This window comes from Acinetobacter sp. UBA801 (genome assembly GCA_002296655.1).
Taxonomy (GTDB): Bacteria; Pseudomonadota; Gammaproteobacteria; order Pseudomonadales; family Moraxellaceae; genus Acinetobacter.
This window is the reverse complement of sequence record DBIN01000019.1, coordinates 1-23,112: the sequence shown is the minus strand read 5'-3', so window position 1 is coordinate 23,112 and position 23,112 is coordinate 1. Positions and strand designations below refer to the sequence as shown.

21 protein-coding genes, 4 tRNA genes and 2 pseudogenes are annotated in these 23,112 nt (G+C 42.1%); 17 read left to right on the top strand and 10 right to left on the bottom strand.

Annotated elements, in window-relative coordinates:
* Positions 1-17: 17 nt before the first annotated feature.
* The 5 genes and pseudogenes from rdgB to B2W49_RS02990 all read left to right on the top strand — a co-directional run bounded on the left by rdgB (position 18) and on the right by B2W49_RS02990 (position 4,704).
* Positions 18-644, top strand: a complete 627-nt coding sequence (gene rdgB, locus B2W49_RS03010; protein ID WP_291334300.1) for an RdgB/HAM1 family non-canonical purine NTP pyrophosphatase — start codon at positions 18-20, stop codon at positions 642-644.
* Between the two features lie 169 nt (positions 645-813).
* On the top strand, positions 814-1,038 hold the full coding sequence (gene tatA / locus B2W49_RS03005) for a Sec-independent protein translocase subunit TatA (RefSeq protein WP_179993960.1): 225 nt from the start codon (positions 814-816) through the stop codon (positions 1,036-1,038).
* Positions 1,039-1,056: 18 nt separating this feature from the next.
* A pseudogene (gene tatB / locus B2W49_RS12155) lies at positions 1,057-1,306 on the top strand (Sec-independent protein translocase protein TatB); the annotation flags it as partial.
* A 211-nt stretch (positions 1,307-1,517) separates the two neighbouring features.
* Positions 1,518-2,303 (top strand): twin-arginine translocase subunit TatC, encoded by a 786-nt coding sequence (gene tatC, locus B2W49_RS02995; RefSeq protein ID WP_291334298.1) that lies wholly within the window; start codon positions 1,518-1,520, stop codon positions 2,301-2,303.
* A gap of 172 nt (positions 2,304-2,475) precedes the next feature.
* Entirely contained in the window at positions 2,476-4,704 is a 2,229-nt protein-coding gene (locus B2W49_RS02990; RefSeq protein ID WP_291334297.1) for a PhoX family protein, read from the top strand.
* 41 nt (positions 4,705-4,745) lie between these two features.
* Here B2W49_RS02990 and B2W49_RS02985 read toward each other — a convergent pair whose 3' ends face one another.
* Complete coding sequence (locus B2W49_RS02985; RefSeq protein ID WP_291334296.1) at positions 4,746-5,528, bottom strand: NRDE family protein; 783 nt, start codon at positions 5,526-5,528, stop codon at positions 4,746-4,748.
* Positions 5,529-5,621: 93 nt separating this feature from the next.
* On the opposite strand from B2W49_RS02985, the gene lgt reads away from it, so the two are divergent.
* From lgt to msrA, 7 genes are all read left to right on the top strand, one after another.
* Positions 5,622-6,431, top strand: a complete 810-nt coding sequence (lgt, locus tag B2W49_RS02980) for a prolipoprotein diacylglyceryl transferase (RefSeq protein ID WP_291334295.1) — start codon at positions 5,622-5,624, stop codon at positions 6,429-6,431.
* 112 nt (positions 6,432-6,543) lie between these two features.
* On the top strand, positions 6,544-6,927 hold the full coding sequence (locus B2W49_RS02975; protein WP_291334294.1) for a hypothetical protein: 384 nt from the start codon (positions 6,544-6,546) through the stop codon (positions 6,925-6,927).
* 97 nt (positions 6,928-7,024) lie between these two features.
* Positions 7,025-7,867 carry a thymidylate synthase gene (gene thyA, locus B2W49_RS02970; RefSeq protein ID WP_291334293.1) on the top strand — a complete coding sequence of 281 codons (843 nt, stop codon included), beginning with the start codon at positions 7,025-7,027 and terminating at the stop codon, positions 7,865-7,867.
* Between the two features lie 89 nt (positions 7,868-7,956).
* Positions 7,957-8,469 (top strand): dihydrofolate reductase, encoded by a 513-nt coding sequence (locus B2W49_RS02965; RefSeq protein WP_291334292.1) that lies wholly within the window; start codon positions 7,957-7,959, stop codon positions 8,467-8,469.
* A 69-nt stretch (positions 8,470-8,538) separates the two neighbouring features.
* A complete protein-coding gene (locus B2W49_RS02960; RefSeq protein ID WP_291334291.1) occupies positions 8,539-9,594 on the top strand; it encodes a DUF4105 domain-containing protein in 1,056 nt (351 codons plus the stop codon).
* A 150-nt stretch (positions 9,595-9,744) separates the two neighbouring features.
* A complete protein-coding gene (locus B2W49_RS02955) occupies positions 9,745-10,212 on the top strand; it encodes an META domain-containing protein (protein ID WP_291334290.1) in 468 nt (155 codons plus the stop codon).
* Between the two features lie 63 nt (positions 10,213-10,275).
* Positions 10,276-10,797 carry a peptide-methionine (S)-S-oxide reductase MsrA gene (gene msrA, locus B2W49_RS02950; RefSeq protein ID WP_291334289.1) on the top strand — a complete coding sequence of 174 codons (522 nt, stop codon included), beginning with the start codon at positions 10,276-10,278 and terminating at the stop codon, positions 10,795-10,797.
* Between the two features lie 70 nt (positions 10,798-10,867).
* On the opposite strand, the gene B2W49_RS02945 is transcribed toward msrA, so the two are convergent.
* The 6 genes from B2W49_RS02945 to B2W49_RS02920 form a co-directional block, all read right to left on the bottom strand.
* Complete coding sequence (locus tag B2W49_RS02945; RefSeq protein WP_291334288.1) at positions 10,868-11,506, bottom strand: fumarylacetoacetate hydrolase family protein; 639 nt, start codon at positions 11,504-11,506, stop codon at positions 10,868-10,870.
* A 40-nt stretch (positions 11,507-11,546) separates the two neighbouring features.
* Complete coding sequence (locus B2W49_RS02940) at positions 11,547-12,044, bottom strand: YcxB family protein (protein ID WP_291334287.1); 498 nt, start codon at positions 12,042-12,044, stop codon at positions 11,547-11,549.
* A 194-nt stretch (positions 12,045-12,238) separates the two neighbouring features.
* A tRNA-Arg gene (locus B2W49_RS02935) sits at positions 12,239-12,315 on the bottom strand.
* Positions 12,316-12,531: 216 nt separating this feature from the next.
* Positions 12,532-12,608 (bottom strand) — tRNA-Arg (locus B2W49_RS02930).
* Positions 12,609-12,657: 49 nt separating this feature from the next.
* A tRNA-Arg gene (locus tag B2W49_RS02925) sits at positions 12,658-12,734 on the bottom strand.
* Positions 12,735-12,749: 15 nt separating this feature from the next.
* Positions 12,750-12,839, bottom strand: a tRNA-Ser gene (locus B2W49_RS02920).
* Between the two features lie 264 nt (positions 12,840-13,103).
* Between B2W49_RS02920 and rnr the strand changes: the two genes are divergently transcribed.
* From rnr to B2W49_RS02895, 5 genes are all read left to right on the top strand, one after another.
* Complete coding sequence (gene rnr, locus B2W49_RS02915; RefSeq protein ID WP_291334286.1) at positions 13,104-15,527, top strand: ribonuclease R; 2,424 nt, start codon at positions 13,104-13,106, stop codon at positions 15,525-15,527.
* 188 nt (positions 15,528-15,715) lie between these two features.
* Complete coding sequence (locus tag B2W49_RS02910; RefSeq protein WP_291334285.1) at positions 15,716-17,755, top strand: M3 family metallopeptidase; 2,040 nt, start codon at positions 15,716-15,718, stop codon at positions 17,753-17,755.
* A 40-nt stretch (positions 17,756-17,795) separates the two neighbouring features.
* A complete protein-coding gene (locus tag B2W49_RS02905; RefSeq protein ID WP_414630576.1) occupies positions 17,796-18,005 on the top strand; it encodes a YheV family putative zinc ribbon protein in 210 nt (69 codons plus the stop codon).
* Positions 18,006-18,023: 18 nt separating this feature from the next.
* Entirely contained in the window at positions 18,024-18,434 is a 411-nt protein-coding gene (locus B2W49_RS02900; protein ID WP_291334283.1) for a hypothetical protein, read from the top strand.
* Between the two features lie 101 nt (positions 18,435-18,535).
* Complete coding sequence (locus tag B2W49_RS02895; RefSeq protein ID WP_291334282.1) at positions 18,536-19,429, top strand: DMT family transporter; 894 nt, start codon at positions 18,536-18,538, stop codon at positions 19,427-19,429.
* A gap of 105 nt (positions 19,430-19,534) precedes the next feature.
* On the opposite strand, the gene B2W49_RS12150 is transcribed toward B2W49_RS02895, so the two are convergent.
* From B2W49_RS12150 to B2W49_RS02880, 3 genes and pseudogenes are all read right to left on the bottom strand, one after another.
* A complete protein-coding gene (locus tag B2W49_RS12150) occupies positions 19,535-20,908 on the bottom strand; it encodes a TRAP transporter large permease subunit (RefSeq protein ID WP_414630575.1) in 1,374 nt (457 codons plus the stop codon).
* A 1,043-nt stretch (positions 20,909-21,951) separates the two neighbouring features.
* A complete protein-coding gene (gene rrtA / locus B2W49_RS02885) occupies positions 21,952-22,533 on the bottom strand; it encodes a rhombosortase (protein WP_291334280.1) in 582 nt (193 codons plus the stop codon).
* Positions 22,534-22,635: 102 nt separating this feature from the next.
* Positions 22,636-23,112: pseudogene (locus B2W49_RS02880) on the bottom strand (hypothetical protein); the annotation flags it as partial.

Sequence of the window (23,112 nt, the reverse complement as noted above, 5' to 3'; positions counted from 1 at the left end):
GAATTAAGATCTGAATTATGGCTGCAACTGATTGGCGCGCTCAAGGTACTTTGGTTTTAGCAAGCAACAATAAGGGAAAAATTGCAGAATTTGAAACCCTGTTTGCGCAATTAGACTTGCCTGTGCAAGTGATTCCGCAGGGTCAACTAAATATTGAAGATGCGGTTGAAGATGGTTTGAGCTTTGTTGAAAATGCTATTTTAAAAGCGCGCCATGCCGCAAAAATTTCAGGAAAGCCCGCGATTGCCGATGACTCTGGTTTATGTGTGCCTATTTTAGACGGCGCACCGGGGATTTACTCTGCACGTTTTGCAGGCGAACATGGCAATGATGCAGCCAACAATGAAAAACTTTTAAATAAACTCAAACCACTACGTCAAGACGGCGCAGCGATTGAAGGCATGTTTGTTTGTGTTTTAGCTTTGGTTGAACATGCCGATGATCCATTACCACAAATCTTCCAAGGTATTTGGAAAGGCGAGATTTTAGCAGAAGCTCGTGGTGAAAATGGTTTTGGCTATGACCCGCTCTTTTGGCTGCCTGAACTGGGAGTGTCGAGCGCGGAAATGTCGAAAGCAGAAAAGAATAAAATCAGTCACCGTGGTCAGGCGATGCAACTGTTTAAGGCAAGTTTACAAGCTTAGATTTAACAGATGTGATTGATCTTACAGCCCGTTTTCAAACACGGGCTGTTTTATTTTCAAGCTATACAAATCAGGTCAAACATCCCTTGTCGTCAAATCGCAACACATTCGTCACCGCATTGTCATACAGACCTGTTGAGATAGGCTCAATTATTGAGAGGTCTATATCATGGCAGGATTATCTATTTGGCACGTGCTGATTTTTGCAATTGTAGTCATTTTATTATTTGGTACATCTAAACTTAAAAACTTAGGTAAAGATGTGGGTGGCGCGGTCAAAGATTTTAAAAAATCAATAAAAGATGATGAGGCAGAAGTGGCGCAACTCAAAGAACCTCGTACGATTGAACATCAAGCCAATAGCAGTGATGTAAATTCGACGGTTAAGCATTAAGGCTGAGGGTTTTAGATTATGCTCAATATTGGAATGACGGAACTGCTGATTTTCGGCATCATTGCATTATTGGTGCTGGGTCCTGAAAAACTCCCTGAAGCAGCGCGTTTTGTTGGCAAATGGTACGCTAAAATTAAACGCATGGTCAGCAATGTTCAAAACGACATCGACCGTGAATTACGTTTATCTGAATTACGTGAACAAATGCAGCAAGAAATGGTACGTATTCAAGAGCTTGAGGCAAAAATGCAGGCTCAGATGTCTGAAATGAAAAATGAAAAAATCTTTGATGATGCAAATACATCGACAGATCTAAAACAAGCATCTTTAAACAACTTACAGCAGCAGTTTTATCAACCTGTTGAAAATACAGAAAAACAGTGCATGGTGCGCATCCCTAAAGCGCCAATACGGACTGCATCAGCATCTATCTCACCCATTCAAAATACAACAACATATACTGAAATGAAGGTCGCGGTATGAGTCAGCCCAATTCTACTCAGCTTCCTCATTTAGCGGTGAAGTCTGAGCAACCCGCATTAGAAGAAATGCCAATTACCAAGCACTTGATGGTACTGCGTAAACATCTTTTTAAAATCGTAGGGCTCATTCTTGCCTTATTCTTCTGTTTATTGCCCTTTGCCAATAAAACTTATCAAGTATTGTCGGAACCATTGCGCGCACAGTTGCCGCAGACATCAACAATGATTGCGACTGATGTCACCGCAACCTTTATGGCGCCGTTTAAACTAAACTTTTTTGTTGCGCTGTTCATTGCGATGCCATTTATTTTGTATCAGATTTGGGCATTCGTAAAACCTGCACTATATGAGAAAGAAAAAAGTTTGGCCTTACCTTTGTTGATTGGCAGTATTTGTCTGTTTTATATCGGCATCAGTTTTGCCTATTTTGTTGCACTGCCTTCAATCTTACACTTTTTTATTAGTGTGTCGCCTGAAACAGTTGCACCTATGACGGATATTAATAGCTACCTCACATTTTGTTTGAAGCTGTTTTTGGTTTTTGGCTTCACCTTTGAAATTCCAATTGTCACCCTTTTGCTGATTATGATTGGTGTGGTATCTACCCAAACCTTGGTTGAAAAACGGCGCTTTATTATTGTGGGTTGTTTTTTTGTAGCCATGTTTGTCACACCGCCAGATGCCTTGTCGATGATCATGCTTGCCATTCCGATGTGGTTACTGTTTGAAATTGGTTTGTTTTTTGGCAAATTAATTGAGAAGCGTCGAGTCAGTCACAGCTAACTTAAGATATTGAATTTAAAAAAAAGAAGCACATGGTTGCTTCTTTTTTTGTGTGTAGATCACAACTGGACGGATTTAATCAGTTTGACACATAAGCTTAACCCGCATGTCATGTATAACCACTAATTTACATATAACTTTCAAACAGCCAAGCAATTTGCTAGGAAAAAAAATGACTGATTTTAATCCACACCAAGAAGATAATGTTTACGATAGTAATAATTCGGGTAATCTTGAATTTCGCGACATCTTAGAAAAAAATATTTCACGTCGCAGCTTGATTAAGAAAACTGCAAGCGGCGCAGTGGCCTTGACTGTTGCAAGCTCACTTGCTGGCTGTAATGATAGCGAAGACGATGTAGCTCCACCAAAAGCTGAAGAACCAGCTATCAATCCAATAGCGCAGCCAAATGAATTAAAATTCAAAGCGGTTGATAAAAACACGTTAGATATGGTTTCTGTTCCAGAAGGTTATGATTTTAAAATTTTGCATGCTGTAGGTGATCCATTACACCCTGCTTTACCTGAATGGGATGAGAATAATATTCCAGCAGGCGTTTCTTATGAAATGCGTGTGGGTGACAACCATGATGGTATGACCTTCTTCGGTTTAAACTCAAATACTCAAAAATATGATGCTAAACAATCTGATCAAGGTCTATTGGTGATGAACCATGAATATCTTGAGCGCCAAGATTTACACCCACGCGGCACAGTATTCAATCAAAATACGATTACTGAAGACGAAGTAATTCGTGAAGTAAACGCTCACGGTGTATCAATCGTACATTTGCATAAAAATCCTAAAACTCAAGCAATTACAATTAATAAATCATCCTTATTTAACCGTCGTATTACCGCTGCAACAGAAATTGAATACCGTGGTCCTGTGCGTGGCAGCACGCTTATCAAGACTCAATTTAGCCCAGATGGAAGCAAAACTCGTGGCACAATCAATAACTGTGGTAACGGTTATACGCCATGGGGAACTTACTTAACGACTGAAGAAAACTTTGACCAGTATATTGCTCGTCAAAAAGAAGGTGAAAAAGGTGATGAGCGTGATGCATTTACCGAACACGCTTTAGTACGCTATAAAATCCGTAATGGACGCGCAGGCTATAATTGGCAAAGCATTACTAATCCAACTTTAATTCAAGACAAAACATTATTCAGTCGCTGGAATAGTATTGTCAGCGCTGACAAAGCTGAGAATGACTTCCGTAATACAGCCAATACATTCGGTTGGATTGTGGAAATTGACCCTTTCACAGGCGAAAAACCAGTAAAACGTACTGCACTAGGTCGCTTTGCACATGAAGATTGTCGTGTTAGCCGCGCAATTCCAGGGCAGCCATTAGCCTTCTATATGGGCGATGACTCTCAAGGCGAATATATTTATAAATTCGTATCTGACAGCAACTGGGATCCTAAAGATATCAATGGCGGCTATATTGCTGGTGATAAATATATGAACTCAGGCAAGTTATATGTAGCTCAATTCAATTTTGATGAATCTACTGGGAAAGCTACAGGCAAATGGCTTGAACTTTCTATGTCGAACCCAAACATCACAGCTTATGATAAATATAAGTTTGTAGATCAAGCAGATATTTTAGTCCACGCCCGTATTGCTGCAGACGCTGCTGGTGCAACCAAAATGGACCGCCCTGAATGGGTTGCAGTAAACCCAAATAACGGTGAAATCTATGTGACTTTAACCAACAACTCTAGCCGCGGTACAACACACTCAATTGATGCGGCAAACCCTCGTCAATATTCTGATGATGACGATGCAACCAAGCTTTTACGCGGAAATATCAATGGTCACATTATTCGTTTCCGTGAAAATGCGGATGACGTTAAAGCAACAGAGTTCGTTTGGGATATTTTCTTATTCGGTGCAGAAGCAGATGCTTTAAGCGATGTAAACTTGTCAGGCTTAACCGACAACAATGACTTCTCTAGCCCAGATGGCATGTGGTTTGATGACCGCGGTGTATTATGGATTCAAACCGATGATGGTGCATACACAGACACGACTAACTGCATGATGCTTGCCGCATTACCTGGTTCAGTTGGTGATGGTACAGTTAAAACTGCACGTGCTGGTACGGGAACACAAAAAACACCTACTGGTCTTACTCTTGATGAAAGCAAATTACGCCGCTTCTTAACAGGGCCTGAAGGTTGTGAAATCACAGGTGTAACTATGACACCTGACTACAAAGCAATGTTTATTAACGTTCAACACCCAGGTAACATATGGCCAAATAACCAACCGGCACATCTTCTCACTCAAGGTAAAGGCTCAACTCGCCCACGTTCTGCAACCGTAGTCATCACCCGTAAAGATGGTGGTGTAATCGCTGGCGAAGCATTAGAAACAGCAAAAGCATAATCTAGCAACAATCAAAAATGCCGACACCATGTCGGCATTTTTTATGCTTTAATCTTCACTTGCTGTCGTACAATCTTTCCCTTTTGCTCACCATATTGTGTTTTTTCCAACCATGTAAATTGATGCACGTGCATACGTAAAAAATTGGAGCAACGTGTTCCGTACATTGGACTTTGAATAAAAGTCGATGACAACAACGCTTCCATCTCCAACGAAATCCCTGTTTGCGGTAACAGTTCAGGTGCAACCTTGCGTTCATCTTGCAAAATATCCCACGCAGCAGCATTTAAGTCTGCCGTTGCAAGATCAGGCAATTGCAGCATCGGTAAAAACTCCTGCGTAAAGCGTTTGCGTAAACGTGCAGTTTTTTCCCAAGGGTCACTCATCAATCCATTCGACACCACATAAACACCTTTGACTAAAGCCTGCGGAGCTTCTCCACGGTTACTCATGTACACCGCTTGAGTGGTATCACCCACAAATAAATTAAAACCTGCATATTCACATTGCTGTTTTTCCAAGGCTTGCGCAAAACGGATAGGCGTTTGCTCAGATTCTAAAAAAGCCTGAATAATATGCCCACGTGAGGTTGGATATTCACGAACATCATTCGCATCACGATAATTGGTAATCACTGCCCAGCGCCCAGACTGAGTAACGCCCATCCACGTACCGCCCGATTCTAAATCCTGCCCAGCAAGAATTGGACTCTGAGGCCATGCTGCCAGTGCTGCTGTCGGACGCCGATAAAACTCATCCCGATTTGAAAGCAAACACAGTGGTGTGTCTGTCAAGACCTGCCAAGCCAATGCCACAATACACATAATTCAAACTCTTGATCTTTACACATTGAATGTACAACATTTTTCATCACATTCAGCTAAAATCTGTGCAACACAGAATCACAAGGAACAGGAATGCTCACCTATCCAAATATTGACCCCGTTGCGATTTCGCTCGGGCCTTTACAAGTCCATTGGTATGGCTTGATGTATTTACTGGCATTTTTATTTGCATGGGGTTTGGCAACTTACCGTGCCAAACAACGTGGATGGACACCAGACATGGTGTCCGACCTGATCTTTTACGGCGCTTTGGGCGTAGTCATTGGTGGACGTGTCGGTTATGTATTTTTCTACGGCTTTGAACAATTTTTGGCAAATCCGCTATGGTTATTCCAAGTCTGGACAGGCGGCATGAGTTTTCATGGTGGCTTTTTGGGCGTGATTTTAGCCATGCTGTTCTGGTGTAAAAAATACAAAATGACCTGGTTTCAAACTTTGGATTTTGTTGCCCCGTGTGTACCCACAGGTCTAATGTTTGGTCGTATTGGTAACTTTATTGGGGGCGAGTTGTATGGTCGCCCTGTGACCGATCCGAACTTTGCCTTAGGGATGATTTTCCCGACTGATCCTTTGCAATTGGTACGGCATCCATCACAGTTATATCAAGCCTTATGCGAAGGTTTAATTCTATTTATTGTACTGTGGTGGTTTAGTGCCAAGCCACGTCCACGCATGGCAGTGTCTGCCCTGTTCCTAATGGGTTATGGCTTAGCACGCTTTGTTGTCGAATTTTTCCGCGAACCCGATCATGGTCAGCTCTTTATTGCATGGATGAGTAAGGGACAATTCCTAAGCTTGCCAATGATTTTGGTGGGCATGTGGATGATGTGGTATGCCTATCAAAAGAAAATTTATGATTGGGGTCCGCAGAAAACTAGCTAAACCGCTATCCATTTACATGCGGGTTTCATCCATTCAGGCGAAGTCAATCTTCGCCTTTTTTTATGCTAAAGTACCATCTAGTACTTATACTTTTCAGACATCAATCTCTCACATGCTTGAATTTTGGTTTAACCCACAGGTTACCGTCACAAAGAAAATTGCCCTGCTGATGGTGATCGCACTGGTCACCGCCGCGTTATATCTTTTAGAACCCTTAAAGCTCGATGCGATTTTAATGTTTCTGGCTGCAGGTCTTGTTTTTTTAATTTGTCGTTACTGCAAAATTCATTTTACCGCCCAACATCCAACAGGTTGGTTAGCACGACTATTGACTTGGATTCCACTGGCGTTGTTACTCGCACTCATTTTTATGCAGATTCAACACGGTGAAATTTTACTATCGGGTGCACAAGGCATTGGCTTTACCGCTTTGGCTATTTGCCTGTTTTCACCACTGGCTTTACTGCATCAACATCACACTTCCGACACACAATAAAGTCACAACTTAAAAAACTCTGCTATTATTCTTTCTGATTTACTGGGCATCGAATCGCCCAACCAAAATATTCATTTTTGCTTGACCAGAGAACGCTATGCGCCAGTATTTAGACCTACTCCAACATATTCTTGACCATGGTGGCGACAAAGGTGATCGTACCGGAACAGGTACGCGTTCTGTATTTGGACATCAAATGCGTTTTAACCTTGCGCAAGGTTTTCCACTGCTGACCACCAAAAAAGTACATTTCCGTTCTATCGTGATTGAGCTGTTATGGTTTTTAAAAGGCGATACCAACGTCAAATATCTACAAGAACATAAAGTCAGTATTTGGGATGAATGGTCTACCGCAGAACAAACCGCGCGTTTTGGTCGTCCTGAAGGTGAACTTGGCCCAGTGTATGGACATCAATGGCGTAATTTTGGCGCAACACAAAAAGTGGATGGTTTGTATGAGCAAGATGGTTTTGACCAAATTACATGGTTAATCAATGAAATTAAAACCAATCCAAATTCACGTCGTTTAATTGTGTCGGGCTGGAACCCAAAAGAAGCAGGACAAGTGGCTTTACCGCCTTGCCATACTTTATTCCAGTTTTTTGTGCACAACGGCAAACTCTCATGCCAATTATATCAACGCAGTGCCGATGTTTTTTTAGGCGTACCTTTTAATATTGCTAGCTATGCTTTACTGACCCACATGATCGCACAAGTCTGTGATTTAGAAGTCGGAGATTTTGTTTGGACAGGTGGCGATACGCATTTATATGCCAACCACTTTGAACAAGCGCAATTACAGCTAAGCCGTGAACCACTAGCATTATGTCAGTTAAAACTCAATCCTGAAATCAAAGATATTTTCGACTTTAAATTTGAAGATATTGAAATTGTAGGCTATGAGTCACATCCTGCAATTAAAGCGCCTGTCGCGGTTTAATTACCTATTGCTAGATTTGGTATCTCAACATTTAATTGATCCGAACATCCCTAAAACACTTTGCAGAAGAAGAAAATACGAGCCGAATTATGTCATTTCAAAATTTAGAAGTTGTACACGTGGTCGCTATGGATCAACAACGCTGCATTGGTCAGGGTAACCAATTGCCGTGGCATATTTCGGCAGACTTAAAACACTTCAAAGAAATCACCCAAGGTGGCGTGGTGATTATGGGACGCAAAACACTGGAATCAATGGGGCGCACTCTCCCTAAACGTGTCAATTGGGTGATTACCCGCGACCCAAACTGGGCATTTGAAGGCACAAAAGTCGCACACAGCATTGAAGATGCGCTGCAACAAGCCGTTGCCGATGTACACGCCTCAGAAAAACCAAACACTTTATTTATTATTGGCGGTGGTGAAATTTTTAGCCAAACCATGCCGCTTACTGACCGTCTGGAACTGACGCATATTGAGCTGGATGTGCAGGGAGATGCACATTATCCTGCCATTCCTGCCGAGTTTAAAAAAGTGACCTCAGAACAGCATGTCGATGAAAAATCAGGTATTGTCTTTGAGTTTGCCCGCTATCAAAAATAATGCTGACAGCTTTGGCAATCTGTGATTATCATAACTTAAACGGAATTTAACTTGCCTCAGGAATGGCGGATGCTGCATTTCATCTTCAGTTTAGGTGTCATTCTTTCTTCTATTTGGCTGAGTATGGCCTTGTGGATTCATCAACCTTTGGGTTGGTTGATGAGCCGTGTGCTGATTGGAACTTGGCTAGCCTTTACGCTCAGCATTTTAGGCATCTATATCACTCAGCATTTGCTGAGTCGCAATCAGGATATTCTGGTTTACCTATTAGGTTTTGCCTTAGGATTGTTTTGGTATTTTGGGATGGATGCCAAGCAAGACCGAGACTGGAACCCTGAAGTGGCTCGCATGCTGCATTATGAACAAGTACAAGATCAGGTCACACTGCACAATGTCCGCAATTTTGACTGGCATGCCGATGGTCGCTATACCGAACACTGGGAAACCCGCCAATTTAATCTGAAACAGATTACTGGAGTGAATATCATCACCTCATACTGGATGGGGCCTAAAATTGCGCATACCTTGGTTAGTTTTGACTTTGCCGATCAAGCGCCTCTGACTTTTTCCATTGAAATACGCAAAGAAAGACATGAAGAGTTTTCTGCGATTGGTGGCTTCTTTCGAAAATATGAGTTGAGCCTTGTTGCTGCCGATGAAAAAGATATCATTTACACTCGCAGTAATATTCGGGGTGAACAAGTTTATTTCTTCCCAATTCAAATGAATCCTCAAGAAGTGCAGGCTTTATTTCAAGAATATCTGCGTAAAGCCGATGCTTTGGCGGCTAAGCCACGTTGGTACAACACTTTGACCAGTAATTGCACCACATTGTTGTTTGATATGATTCAGTCAGTAACACAAAAACGCTTCCCTGCAGACTATCGCCTGTTGGCTTCGGGTTATTTACCCAATTATTTATATGATTTGCATGCGCTGGATCAGCGTTGGGATATGCAAACTTGGTATCAACGCGCCCACATTAACCCACGTGTGGAAAACTTAAAAGATATCCACAGTCAGGACTTTTCCAGACTTATTCGACAAGGGGTACAGCTCGATTCTTCAGCGAAAATCAGCACGCCTTACTCGCATCCAACCGATCAAAACAAAGTGCTGCCTTGACCTATTTTGGTCATTTTGCCCAGATACAATTCATTCAAATAGAAAACCACCATATCTTGGAAAAGTTGCAGCAAACATACAAATTCAACTAGAGTCACGGCGCATAATTTGTTTAGATAGCAACAATTTCAAAAAATTAGAGATCATTCCATGTTTAAAAAATCTTTTGGTGTCGCAATATTTGCTTCAGTCATGCTTTTCTCTGGATGTGAAAATATGCCAACTCAAACGAGCACCAGCCAAATTACCGCAATCAATCAAGCTAATTTAGTACAACGTACATGGACTGCTACGCAATTGGGCAACAGCATGTTAAATACTGCAGCAAACCGCCAAAACTTGCCATATTTAAACTTTGATGCCGCCACACAAACAGTCACAGGTTCAGATAGTTGTAACCGAATCACTGCTAGCTATGCCGCAGGACGTGACACCCTACAATTGGGGCAATTGGCAACCACACGAATGGCCTGCTTAAATAACAACAATTTAGATCAAAAATTTCATGAGGCCCTGAATAAAGTGACACATTATCAGGTCTATGGCAAAACTCTAAAATTGCTAGATCGTCATGGAAATTTACTAATTCAATTTGAAACACCAACGGCTGTACGTTAATGTCTAAGCCTAATCATAAATAGGCTTAAAATGGTTGATTTGATAAAATATAAGGACAAAATCATGCAACAAGCATTGTTTGGTGGCGGATGTTTCTGGTGTGTCGAAGCTGTATTTTTACAATTGCAGGGCGTAAAAAAAGTCACCAGCGGTTATGCAGGTGGACATACCTTAAACCCAAGCTATGAAGATATTTGCCGTGGCGACAGCGGACATGCAGAAGTCATTTTGATTGATTTTGATGAACAGCAGATCAGCTATTCACAATTACTTGAGGTGTTTTTTGCCACACACGACCCAACCACATTAAACCGTCAAGGCAATGATGTCGGCACACAATATCGCTCTGTGATTTATTATTTGGATGCTGCACAACAACAAACTGCAGCCGAGATGATTGCAGCCTTACAAGCAGAAGGTGTGAATGTTGTGACTGAACTCAGTGCAGCCCCTGAATTTTACCCTGCGGAAGACTATCATCAGAATTTTTTTGCCAAAAATCCAAATCAGGGCTACTGCAATTTTTCTATTCCACCGAAACTGAATAAATTACGCAGTAAATTTCAGCATTTAATCAAAGTATAACCTTCGGATTTAAAAGCAATGATAAAACGGTGATACTCATCTTTTGGGGCATCACCGTTTACACCGCTATTTATTTCACAAAAGTCGTCCAAACAAATGCCTGAGTGCGTCCTTGTAAGGTCATCTTCAATTGATCGCCCGACTGTAATGCTGCCACCCCTGCAGGTGTCCCAGTCATTACCACATCACCAGGTTCTAAACTAAACACTTGACTAATATCTATCAATAATGCCGCAATATCAAAAATCAATAAACCCGTATCGCCTTGCTGACGTAATCCGTCATTAATGTCCAAACGATATTGCACGTTTTTCCAGTTCTGAATTTCCGATACATCCACCCAGTCTGCCAACACACAAGAACCATCAAATGCTTTGGCTCGTTCCCATGGCTGCCCTTTTTTCTTGAGTTCATCCTGCAATTCACGCAAAGTTAAATCCAAGCCCAAAGTCACAGCACCTACAGCATCCAACACTTTGGCAGGATCTGTGCCTGAATTTAAGGTTTGGTCAATGCGTAAACTCAGCTCACATTCATAATGACAATTGCCCCAGACTTTATTCCACGTAATCCCATCATTTAAACTGCGTAAACTACTTGGCGGTTTAATAAATAACACAGGACGATCAGGTACAGCATTACCTAATTCTTTGGCATGGTCTGCATAACTGCGACCGACACAGACAATTTTAGATGGACGTGTATTCATGATCATCCTCAAATAATTCGTAAATTGGGAAAATTAAAACTTACTTTTTAAAGGTATTTTCAAAAACCGTTTGTTCTGCAGGCTGATTAAATGCACGTTTCGGCACAATCACCACTGTACGATTTTTTAATTCCAGCATATAGGTGAGTTTACCTACAGCGAAATTTTGCACCTCGTTGTAATGAAATACCTGTTTACGACCATTGGCATACAGCTCGGCATAGTCCTGAAATAAATCAATACCTTGTTCACTTTTTCCAAATTGGTACTTTACAAACTGACGTTTAAACATCATTGGCAAGAACCAATAACGCATTAGAGTTTGTAAGATTAAAAAGAAAGCACCGAGCGCAACATAATAGCGACCTACCCCATCGAAGCCCAAATAAAAGCCCCAAGCAATAATCGCCATACTAATCAGTGGTGTAATAAAACGGGTGAATTGTTTTTTTCCAAAAGTGGCAAGGGCAAAGCCGTCTTGAGATTCTTCTAAATTTAAAAAATAGCGCAAAGACAATGCTGGCTGCGTGTCAGACATAAGCTCATCATCAAGTCATTCAAATTGAGCTAAATCTTACACTAGATTGAGCACTTTCCTTATTTTTTTCGTGTTTATTCGCTCAAAGCCAGGTGTAAAACAATAGTCATACTTTTGACACAGAAATTTCATCATTTTTAGATAGTGTAGATGCAAAAAAACCGCATCAAAAGTGCGGTTTTTTTAATTCAAGTTGGTGCGCTCAGAGAGATTCGAACTCCCGACCCCTTAGTTCGTAGCCAAGTGCTCTATCCAGCTGAGCTATGAGCGCGACGACTTGATGGGGTGCATTATACGTGTTTTTTTCTGGCTGTTAAGTATTAATTCATTATTTTGCAATCAAATGCACAGATATTGGACGATTAAAAAAAGTTTTACCGCAATACAACTATTGCATAGGCTTGGCTTCGGGTCAATGCAGATACCCACTCTATATCAGCAAATTCAGGCACAAAAAAACCGCATTTAAGCGGTTGATTGTTCAAGTTGGTGCGCTCAGAGAGATTCGAACTCCCGACCCCTTAGTTCGTAGCCAAGTGCTCTATCCAGCTGAGCTATGAGCGCATTACTTGTTTGCCAATTTAGGCGATACGTTACTGTTCAGTTTACTTATTGGTGCGCTCAGAGAGATTCGAACTCCCGACCCCTTAGTTCGTAGCCAAGTGCTCTATCCAGCTGAGCTATGAGCGCGACATAAGTAAAGCGTGGCGGTGAGAGAGGGATTCGAACCCTCGATACAGTTACCCGTATGCGTCCTTAGCAGGGACGTGGTTTCAGCCACTCACCCATCTCACCGTAACGTGCCGCCATAATACAAATTAAGTGCTAGCACTGCAAGCTTAGACACCACAATTTTTGCATATTTTTGCTCAATTAAATATTTTTTAAACAATTTTCAGGATTCATTGCCAGAATTGCGCCCGAACTTTTGGCAATCATTACACAAAAACCAGAAACATCGTAAAATAACGACAGAAAACACATTATTGCAATCATTTACGTGCAGTCTTCACGTACATGACTTATGCTAAACCTACCTTCTGACATGAAGTTTATTCCATGATGAAAAATTGGGTCGATCCTGAAGCGAAAGCTGAAGCCGAACGTTACGAAAATCCTATTCCAAGCCGTACCTTAATCTTAGAAACCATTGAAACACTGCAAGCGGCACAGTCACATGCAGACTTGGTCGAGCATTTTGCCATTGCAGATCAAAAAAGTATTGATGCGTTAAGCCATCGTTTAATTGCCATGGTGCGTGATGGTCAGCTCATGAAAGATGGATTCAAGTTCCAGCTGGCTGCAGAACAACCGACTCATGACGCCACGGTTTACATCAACAGTAAAGGTTTAGGCACAGCCAATATTGCAGGTCATGAAGATATTTTATTGCCTGAACGTGAACTACGTTTGGTGTTTAATGGCGATCAAGTCAAAGTCCGCCAGACTTCGGTAGATCGTAAAGGCAAGGCATGGGGCTTTATTACTGAAGTCACCCAGCGTCGCGTCAAACAAATCATTGGTAAATTGTCAGAATACGATGGTGAATATTTTATTCAGCCTGCCCAGCCGAATAGCCATCAACCCATTACCCTTGAAAAAGAATTAATTGAACACGCCCAAGTTAAATTGGGCGATTCTGTGCGCATTGCCATTGACGACTATCCAACCCGTGAAGAATTCGGCACAGGACATATTATTCAGTCGATGGCAGACAAAGCCGATACAGAAATTATTATCCCGCAAACCATTTTAGAGTTTGGTCTGCCATATGAATTTCCTGAAGAGGTCATTCAAGAAGCCGAAAGCTTTCAGGAACCGACTGCCCAAGACCGTGAAGGACGTGTTGATTTACGCGATTTAGCCTTAGTCACCATTGATGGTGAAGATGCCCGCGACTTTGACGATGCGGTGTACGCCGAAAAACGTCCAGGCGGTGGCTACCGTGTCGTGGTCGCCATTGCCGATGTCAGCCATTATGTCCGCCCAGGCAAACCATTAGATCATGAAGCTCAGCAACGTGGGACTTCGGTGTATTTCCCGCATTTTGTATTGCCAATGTTGCCTGAAGCTTTATCGAATGGCTTATGTTCGCTCAATCCGCAGGTTGACCGTTTATGTATGGTCTGCGATTTAAAACTGTCACGCGCAGGTCGGGTCACAGGTTTTGAATTCTATCCATCGGTCATGCATTCCAAAGCACGTTTAACCTATACCCAAGTGGCACAATATTTTGAGGGTGATAGTGCGGCAATTCCAGAAGATCGGGAGGTGCGCAAATCATTAAATACTCTGTTCCAACTGTATCAAGTGCTGAAAGGCTTACGTGCTGAACGTCATGCCATGGAGTTTGAAACAGTTGAAACCTACATGACCTTTGATGAGTTAGGTGGAATTACGCAAATTTTGCCGCGCACCCGTAACGATGCACATAAACTGATTGAAGAATGTATGTTGCTCGCCAACGTCGCAGCAGCAGAATATGCACTCAAACATGATGTGCCGATGCTGTACCGTGTGCATGAACCGCCTGAGTTTTCACGTATTCAAAAAGTCCGTGATTTTGTCAAATTACTTGGGCTACATTTCCCAGAACAACCAACTCAGGCCGACTATCAAGCGGTGATTGAAGCCACTAAAGATCGTATTGATGCGCCAAGTATTCACGCGGTGTTATTACGCTCCATGATGCAGGCCTATTATGGTGCCAACAATGCAGGACACTTTGGTTTAGCTTATGATGCCTACACGCATTTCACTTCACCAATTCGCCGCTACCCTGACCTGTTATTACACCGTGCCATTAAAGCGCATTTACAACACAAGCCATCACCACTTTCGGGCGCAGCTTTAGATGATGCAGGCGAGCATTATTCTGCAACCGAACGTCGTGCCGATGAAGCTTCGCGCTCTGTCACGACATGGCTAAAATGCCACTATATGCAGCAGCATTTAGGTGAAGAATTTGTGGGCATCATTTCTGCAGTGGCAGAATTCGGTCTATTTGTTACTCTCAAAGACCTTTATGTCGATGGCATGATTCATGTCAGCCAGTTAGGCGATGATTTCTTTGTATTTGATCAAGCAAGTCAAAGTTTGGTCGGTCAAGGTCGCGGTCAAACCTTTAGCTTAGGCGATGAAGTCAAAATTAAAGTAGCGGCTGTGAATTTAGAAGATCGCAAAATTGATTTTCAACTCATGCAGCAACTCACCCATGCAGGTCGTGTTATTCGTATGCGTGCACCGCGCGTGGCAAAACCGTTCAGCCGTGAAACCACTGAAGAAGTTTTTTCTGAGCGTCCAAGCAAGGCGACTTTAAGTGAAAACGGTGAGCAACCTGTGCCAAAGAAAAAGCAAAAAAACAAACCGAGTTCTTATGGTAAAAAAACCTCAGCGAAGTCGGAAATAAAACCGAAAGAAAAAACCAAGAAAAAGACCAAAGAGAAAAAGAAAAAAGCCAATGCCAAGTCTAAATTTGACTAGCATCGGCTATTTTCCAACTACTTCAAAAAGAGCTACGGCTCTTTTTTGTTTTTGGGGATCGCCTCAAACGTGCGTTTTCTGCCAAAGTTATCACCTTGATTAGCTAAATCTGCCCTTATGCCTTGATTTCAGCCCTCAAAAGCCCTACATCTATTCATCATGAAAGAAATTTAGATGGCATTCAAAAAATGAAATTACAGCAAGCAACTTTACCTGTTCCACAGTTTGATCAAATTACACTGGCAGATTTAAAACAAAAAATTGAGCATGCTATTCAGCAGGGACAAAGCTTTTTAAATAAGCTGATTGCAGTACCTGAAAGTGTTACGGCGCAATTAAATGTTTTAGAACAGATTGATCAGCTCGAAAATAATATGAGCGAAGCATGGGGCGTGCTATCACATTTAAATGCGGTCATGAATAATACTGAAACCCGCGAAGTGTATCAGGCGTTATTACCAAGTTTAAGTGACTACTATACTCAGCTTGGTCAACACAGGGTGTTGTATCAAACTTATCAACATATTCATGATGCCAACACCTTTAAAGATTTGCCTACTGCACAACAAAGTGCAATTCAACTGGCCTTGCGTGACTTTAAACTGTCAGGCGTGGCCTTAGAAGGCGAAGCCAAAAAACGCTATGCTGAAATTTCAGCGCGTTTATCGCAACTGTCATCGGATTTTTCCAATCATGTCTTGGATGCTACTCAAGCCTATTACAAAGTATTGTCAGAAGATCAGCTCAAAGGTTTACCGCCAAGCAGCGTTGAATTGCTGAAACAATATGGTCAGCAACGTGAGTTAGAACAACCTGTGGCAACACTGGATATTCCTGCTTATTTAGCGATTATGACCTATGCCGATGATCGTGCTTTACGTGAAACCTTGTATCAGGCATACACTACCCGCGCATCTGATCAATCAGACCAGTCTGAATTTGACAACACCCCGATCATGGAAGAAATCTTGCGTTTACGTCAAGAAATGGCGCAATTGCTCGGTTTTAACAACTATGCAGAATTATCCCTCGCTAGCAAAATGGCACCCAGTGTCGAAGCAGTCGATCAATTCCTGCGTGAACTAGCAGAACATGCTCGAGCACCTGCTGAACAAGAAATTGCTGAACTCAAAGCCATTGCAGCTCAAGATGGGATTGATACCTTGCAACCATGGGATACAGGCTACTATTCTGAAAAATTAAAATTACAGCAATTTAACCTTTCACAAGAAATGTTAAAGCCGTATTTCCCTGCACCAAAAGTAGTTGAAGGTCTATTTAGCATCGTTAAGCGTTTATACGATGTCGATATTATTGAACGCGCTGCCCCTGTTTGGCATCCTGATGCACGTTATTTTGAACTTGAAGAGCAAGGTCAAGTAATTGGTGGTTTTTACTTTGATCTATATGCCCGTACCGGCAAACGCGGCGGCGCGTGGATGAGTGGCTTCCGTTCACGTATGCAATCGACACAAGGTTTACAAAAACCCATTTGCTATATGGTATGTAACTTTACCCCACCTGTGGCTGATCAACCCGCGCTTTTAACGCATGATGAAGTCATTACCCTATTCCATGAGTTTGGACATGGCTTACATCACCTGCTGACCGAAGTGGATAATATTGCTGTGGCAGGTACACATGGTGTCGCTTGGGATGCGGTGGAATTACCAAGCCAATTCATGGAGTTCTGGGCTTGGGATCAAGACAGTTTAGATATGCTGAGTGCGCATATTGAAACCCAAGACACTCTGCCTGAACATCTGCTTAAAGCACTGTTAAATGCACGTTTCTTCCAATCGGGAATGCAAAGCCTACGCCAAATTGAATTTGCTCTATTTGACTTAAGTATTCACCGCAGCAATCCTGCTTTAAATGCCGAGCAGATTCAAGCCATGCTAGATGATATTCGTGAAAAATATGCCGTTGCACCAACTACAACCTACAACCGCTTCCAGCACAGCTTCAGCCATATTTTCGCAGGCGGCTATGCTGCAGGATATTATTCATACAAATGGGCAGAGGTTTTGGCCAGTGATGCCTTTGATCGCTTCGAAAATGAAGGGCTGTTTAATACCGAAACGGGTAAGCAGTTTAGACAGTTTATTCTAGCAGTTGGCGGAAAAGATTCAGCCCTTGACGCATTTATCAATTTCCGCGGACGCGAGCCAAAAATAGACGCACTATTACGTCATCAAGGTTGGACGAACACAGTTAAAAACGCTTAAACTATGAACTTTAGATGAAGTTAGGGGAGTCGTGATGACCATTAAACGTCGTTTCATTGCAGGCGCAAAATGTCCACAATGTCAGGCGATGGATCGGGTTGTCATGCTCACCGCTGGCGAAGCTGAATGGATCGAATGCATCGAGTGTGATTATACGGAAAACCGTCCAACACATATTGATGAACCTGAAATCCCAGAGGTTTCAGATGAAATTGGGGTGATCCAGTTTAAGCCACGTCAGTCAAAATAAAACAATAAGGTTTAACGCATGACTGAAGATCAACGACACAACCCTAAGCTCCTGTGGGCGATTGCTGGGGGCTTAATTGTTGTCATTATTTCCGTGTTTATCTTTCAATGGATGGGTGAGAGCGACAATACTGCACCTATAGAAACTGCCCCAACCACGGCGCCTGCAACGAAATCTGCGCCTGTTGAAGCAACGCCATTGCAAGATGATGAAGCAGCACCAAAACAGTTGGTGACTGAAGATTTACTTAAAGCACCTGTACCTGAAAATCCAGCGCTTGCCAAAGAAGAAGTGGCTAAATTAGATGACATTCAAAATCAGCTATATGATCAACATACCTTATTAAAACAGCAACATAATGATTCCGATGAGTTGATTAAACTCAAAGAAGAGCAAATCAAAATCCTGGAAGCTCAACTGGCACAGTAAGCCTCATTTAATTAACATCAGTCGTTTTGAAATAAGATAAAGCGTCAGAGTTATAGCCAATTTAAGCTAGAATAGCCTGAGGTTATTCTGGCTTTATTTGTATGACATCTTCTGGTTCTACCCAACAAAATTTGCTCAAAGCAATTATGCTGTTGACCTGCTCTGCTTTTCTGTTCTCACTTATGGGGGTCTGCGTTCGTTACGCCTCTGAAACGGTAGACAATGCCACCGTGGTATTTTTCCGTAACTTTATTGGTTTGTTTATTTTTATCCCACTCATTTTCAATAAAGGCTTGGGCTTTTTTAAAACTGAAAAGTTATGGATGCACACTTGGCGTTCGCTGGTCGGATTAACTGCTATGTATGGTTTTTTCTACGCAATTGCCAATCTGAAACTGTCCAATGCGATGGTCTTTACCTATTCGTCGCCTATTTTTATCCCCTTAATTGCATGGCTATTCCTTAAAGAAAAAATCACCAAACCAATGCTATGGGCTGCGTTCATTGGTTTATTTGGCGTGTTGTTTGTCGCCAAACCCGATGCAGGTATGTTTAATAGTATGTCCGCGATTGGACTCAGTGCCAGTTTTTTAGCAGCAATGGCTTTTGTTACAGTACGTGCTTTGACTCAAACCGAGCCGCCTGAACGTATTGTGTTTTATTTTTGCATGATTGGAACACTCATTTCTGTTGTACCGATGTTCTGGTCATGGCGCCCCTACAACTTAAAAGAATTGAGTTTTTTAATTGGCGCGGGATTGCTGGCCAATATCAGTCAAATCTTTATGTCCAATGCCTACCGTCTTGCCCCTGCAGGGCAAATTGGCCCTGTAAATTACATTGCGATTATTTTTGCGGGGATTTGGGGCTTTAGCTTTTGGCATGAAACGCCAGACTTATTTAGTTTGATTGGCTTTGCCCTAATTTTGCTTGCCATTATTTTGTGCAGTCCACTGTTACAAAAACACCTGAATCACCACTCACCACATTCTTAATTCCACTTTATATTCCCTACATATCAGCCTATTAAAAAAACACCCCATAGTGAACTACAGGGTGTTGTTAAATAATAAGATGACTGTGATTAAGTATCCATGTGCTTATTCATACCAACCGAATAGCTTAAACGCATACGGTGCATAGGCAATAATCAACATCGCAGGAAGCATCACAATCATAGGTAAAATCCAACGCTCATAACGATAATAGAACGATTTATGCCGAACTTCTGCATCGGCTGCAGCGACTTCTTCATCTCCAATCGACTGCCTTGCCAATAAATGATTCAGCGCTACAGGTGGTGTCACATAGCCTAATTCAAAACCAATTAGGGTAATCATCCAGAAATGTGCAGGATGAATCCCATATTGATAAGCCACAGGCGCAACCGTTGCAGAAATTAGAATCACCGCACCGAATGGATCCATAATCATGCCCACAAAAATCATCAGGGCAACAATCAGGCTAATCACAATAAAGATGCTGCTAATGTCTGTTGGAAACGCTTCCATAATTTCAATGCGTTCTAAATAGCCGCCCACACTGACTGAAAGCGCCATCAAAATCACCAATGCACCAATATGTCCCACCGTTTCACTGGTCGATAAATGCAGTGCTTTGAAAAAACCATATTGACGCAATGGTGAATCAGGTGCGGTCAATAATGAACGCTCAGATGAAGCTGTTATCTGTTGTGCTGTAGGCTTGTGATCTAAAGTCTGATCCCACTGCCCCATGGCTGGAATAGGTGCAGGTTCATGGCGCAATTTATCAAACAGCACCATCATCAATAAAATAACTGGCATCATTACAGGTGCAGTAAATTCATTCATATTGGTGTCTAAAGCATATTTATAGAACAGCCAAATCAACACAAAAATAAGGATATAGGGCATTACAGGGCCAAAAGCACGTAAGGACAATGGCGCAGCTATTCTTGGTGCAGCAATGCGGAATTTATTTTCAGCAAAGAACAACGAAATCACTAAAAACAGGGTTGAAGTCAGCAGGAACACATACAAACCATAGTGATATAGCATGTCCGTTGTGACTTCTTTATTCAGCGATGCCACTACAACAATCAATAGGCAAGGGCGAAGCACCACCCCCATTGAACCCGACATGGCAGTTGCCGCTAATGCAAACTGACGTCGTCCACCCGCATTCCAAACCTCTTTATAAATGATCGCACCTGCGGCAATGACAAAAATCCCCGATGCACCGGTATAAGCTGTTGGCAATGCTGCGGCAATCAAAATCAACCAAGTCAAGGTTTCAGGTGCCAAATTCCACGGTCGAAGAATATTCAGGAACAAATCCACAATTCGGGTTTGTTTAAGCAACATCCCTGCCCAAATAAACAATGCCAAGTTCAAGAAAATACTGGAGAATTCGATCAACTGCCCTAGGTAAATCCCTTGCCCCATTGGATAATCCATTAGGAAGGTAAAGGAGAAACCCGTACTAATTGCCATATAGGCATACAGAGGCACACTCAGGAAAGCAAGACCTAAACTACCGCCTTCACGGGTCGGTGCAGGTGGCTTAATGAGCTGGAATAAACTAATTAAAGTCAGGGTTGCAAACAGAATCATCCACATCCAGTAAATGATTTGCGTTTCACCACTCATCGGTACGCCTGAATCGAGTACTGAACGATATTGACTGATACTTGACGAGGTTAAGAAACCATTCGCTACCACCATTAAAGTCGAGTACACCTTAAAATCAATTTTGGTCGCAGGGCCACGTAAACCAATGTGATGGGTTTTTAAAGTGGCACTGATCGCGGCAAAAACCACCATCAACACCAATAAAATGGCACGATTTTCAGTACCAAACTTAAAAATACCAAAAAAAGAGGTTTCAATGGTTCGATACATTTTCAAGCCTGGATGGGCTTGAATATGCTGAATCGCCTGATCATGAAATTGAAATTTTTCTTCACAAATTTGTTTGGCTGCCAAAATGGAAGCGCGGACATCTGACTCAGAGGCAGTGCCAAAAATATCGGCAAACTCATCAGCAGCATTGGCTTGCATTTGGGCATGAACTTGCGCATCGATATCGGGGTTGCGTTCGCAGTCAGGTGCAGTGGGTTCGGCACGCAAAAATGAATACTGCATACCCGTTGCAGGGTCACCATATAGGCGTTCACCCATGCGCAACAACTGACCATGTATCATTTCACCTGTACCAATAATGAGCGTCAGTAGCAACAAGATCAAAATAACGAATGTAGAAATCCATTCTGTCCATATATGTCTGAGCAAAGCCAAGCCAGACCTGCGTTGTCCGTTATTGTGCATATATTTTCCTGTTTTTATTTTGTACAGAAACCGAGACTCTCGAATTTCTGTCTGTCCTTATTCAACGGAATATCCATCTTCCATTGAGCATTTTTGTATTCGGTTTAAATGTGAATGAACGTTGTTATTTTTAAAATGACAATATGGATTTTCTTTTAAGTAAAAATGGTCAATTGTGAGTTTTTTTTTGAGTCCTCTTCGATGTAATTTTAATACGGATCAATGCAATAGGCCCAAACAATATAAGCGAGTGCAAAAATTATTCCCCAAATCACTCCCAATAAATGTGCCTCAACCAATACAGGACTTCCGATTAATTCTGCTGTACCCAAACTGCCCACGGTATTTTCCCAAATCAATTTAGATAAAATAAGCAGCAAGACCAATGTGGCAAAGCCACGTTCTTTTTTATAAAGCAAATGCACACATGCCACCGCCACATAAGCACCATGCAACACCCCAGAAAGTCCTGCATAGGCATCAATATCGGCAAGGAAGTAATAGAAACTCAGACTAATCGCTGGCGGTAGTAGCAGCAAAAGCGCCACAAAATGCCATACTTTGGCATGCGGAAAAATAAAAGGGATACAGGCAAAGGCGATCATATTGAGTAAATAATGCATCCAGCCCACATGCACCCAATGCCCTGTCCATAAGCGCCAGAATTCATCCAATAAATATGTAGACCAATAAATAAAATGCTCTGCAAAAATCTGCAAACATGCCGAAACCGACATACATGCCGCAATAAACACAATTTTTCGACTGAGAAATTGAGATGAATATTGCATAGGCGCTCGCATCCTCCAAATTATTCTTGTTATGTGCTTCGGCAAACGGATTGCCCAATCCTAAAATACTTGTCTATATGAAATTGGGCAATCTTGATATTTTTACAATTGAGCTGCCGTATCTTCATTAAATAAATCATCCAATTCAGATGAATTATCTTGCTCATCCCAGAAACGTTGCTGATCACCAGTACGCACACCTGTATGTTCAGTCCAGTAACGGTCTGAAATTCCTTGTACCATGCTTCCCGCCATAGCATCAATCAATTTAAATTGTGGATTTACAGGTTTTTCGTCACTGCGCGCATGAGAAAAGGCTTTGAGTGCATCGCGGATTTTGGCATCTTCACCACTGGCTTGAGCAGCAACTGCATATAAGGCGTGTGATAAACGCACCCCTTTATTTTCACCAATCTGCATTGACTGCTTTAAGGTTTGATATGGATCAGGTTTACCATCTCCCGCACCTGGAAGCAAAGTCCATACTACGGCACGTGTGGCCTCTGGTACAACCCAGAATTTTTCATTATTTAAACAGGTCATGCCACGTTCAACAATCGCGGCAATGTCTTTAGGCAC

Bases quoted from the DNA above. Each gene is read 5' to 3' on its own strand.
- rdgB (WP_291334300.1), top strand. From the start codon at position 18: ATGGCTGCAACTGATTGGCGCGCTCAAGGTACTTTGGTTTTAGCAAGC.
- tatA (WP_179993960.1), top strand. From the start codon at position 814: ATGGCAGGATTATCTATTTGGCACGTGCTGATTTTTGCAATTGTAGTC.
- tatC (WP_291334298.1), top strand. From the start codon at position 1,518: ATGAGTCAGCCCAATTCTACTCAGCTTCCTCATTTAGCGGTGAAGTCT.
- B2W49_RS02990 (WP_291334297.1), top strand. From the start codon at position 2,476: ATGACTGATTTTAATCCACACCAAGAAGATAATGTTTACGATAGTAAT.
- B2W49_RS02985 (WP_291334296.1), bottom strand. From the start codon at position 5,528: ATGTGTATTGTGGCATTGGCTTGGCAGGTCTTGACAGACACACCACTG.
- lgt (WP_291334295.1), top strand. From the start codon at position 5,622: ATGCTCACCTATCCAAATATTGACCCCGTTGCGATTTCGCTCGGGCCT.
- B2W49_RS02975 (WP_291334294.1), top strand. From the start codon at position 6,544: ATGCTTGAATTTTGGTTTAACCCACAGGTTACCGTCACAAAGAAAATT.
- thyA (WP_291334293.1), top strand. From the start codon at position 7,025: ATGCGCCAGTATTTAGACCTACTCCAACATATTCTTGACCATGGTGGC.
- B2W49_RS02965 (WP_291334292.1), top strand. From the start codon at position 7,957: ATGTCATTTCAAAATTTAGAAGTTGTACACGTGGTCGCTATGGATCAA.
- B2W49_RS02960 (WP_291334291.1), top strand. From the start codon at position 8,539: ATGCTGCATTTCATCTTCAGTTTAGGTGTCATTCTTTCTTCTATTTGG.
- B2W49_RS02955 (WP_291334290.1), top strand. From the start codon at position 9,745: ATGTTTAAAAAATCTTTTGGTGTCGCAATATTTGCTTCAGTCATGCTT.
- msrA (WP_291334289.1), top strand. From the start codon at position 10,276: ATGCAACAAGCATTGTTTGGTGGCGGATGTTTCTGGTGTGTCGAAGCT.
- B2W49_RS02945 (WP_291334288.1), bottom strand. From the start codon at position 11,506: ATGAATACACGTCCATCTAAAATTGTCTGTGTCGGTCGCAGTTATGCA.
- B2W49_RS02940 (WP_291334287.1), bottom strand. From the start codon at position 12,044: ATGTCTGACACGCAGCCAGCATTGTCTTTGCGCTATTTTTTAAATTTA.
- rnr (WP_291334286.1), top strand. From the start codon at position 13,104: ATGATGAAAAATTGGGTCGATCCTGAAGCGAAAGCTGAAGCCGAACGT.
- B2W49_RS02910 (WP_291334285.1), top strand. From the start codon at position 15,716: ATGAAATTACAGCAAGCAACTTTACCTGTTCCACAGTTTGATCAAATT.
- B2W49_RS02900 (WP_291334283.1), top strand. From the start codon at position 18,024: ATGACTGAAGATCAACGACACAACCCTAAGCTCCTGTGGGCGATTGCT.
- B2W49_RS02895 (WP_291334282.1), top strand. From the start codon at position 18,536: ATGACATCTTCTGGTTCTACCCAACAAAATTTGCTCAAAGCAATTATG.
- B2W49_RS12150 (WP_414630575.1), bottom strand. From the start codon at position 20,908: ATGGCAATTAGTACGGGTTTCTCCTTTACCTTCCTAATGGATTATCCA.
- rrtA (WP_291334280.1), bottom strand. From the start codon at position 22,533: ATGCAATATTCATCTCAATTTCTCAGTCGAAAAATTGTGTTTATTGCG.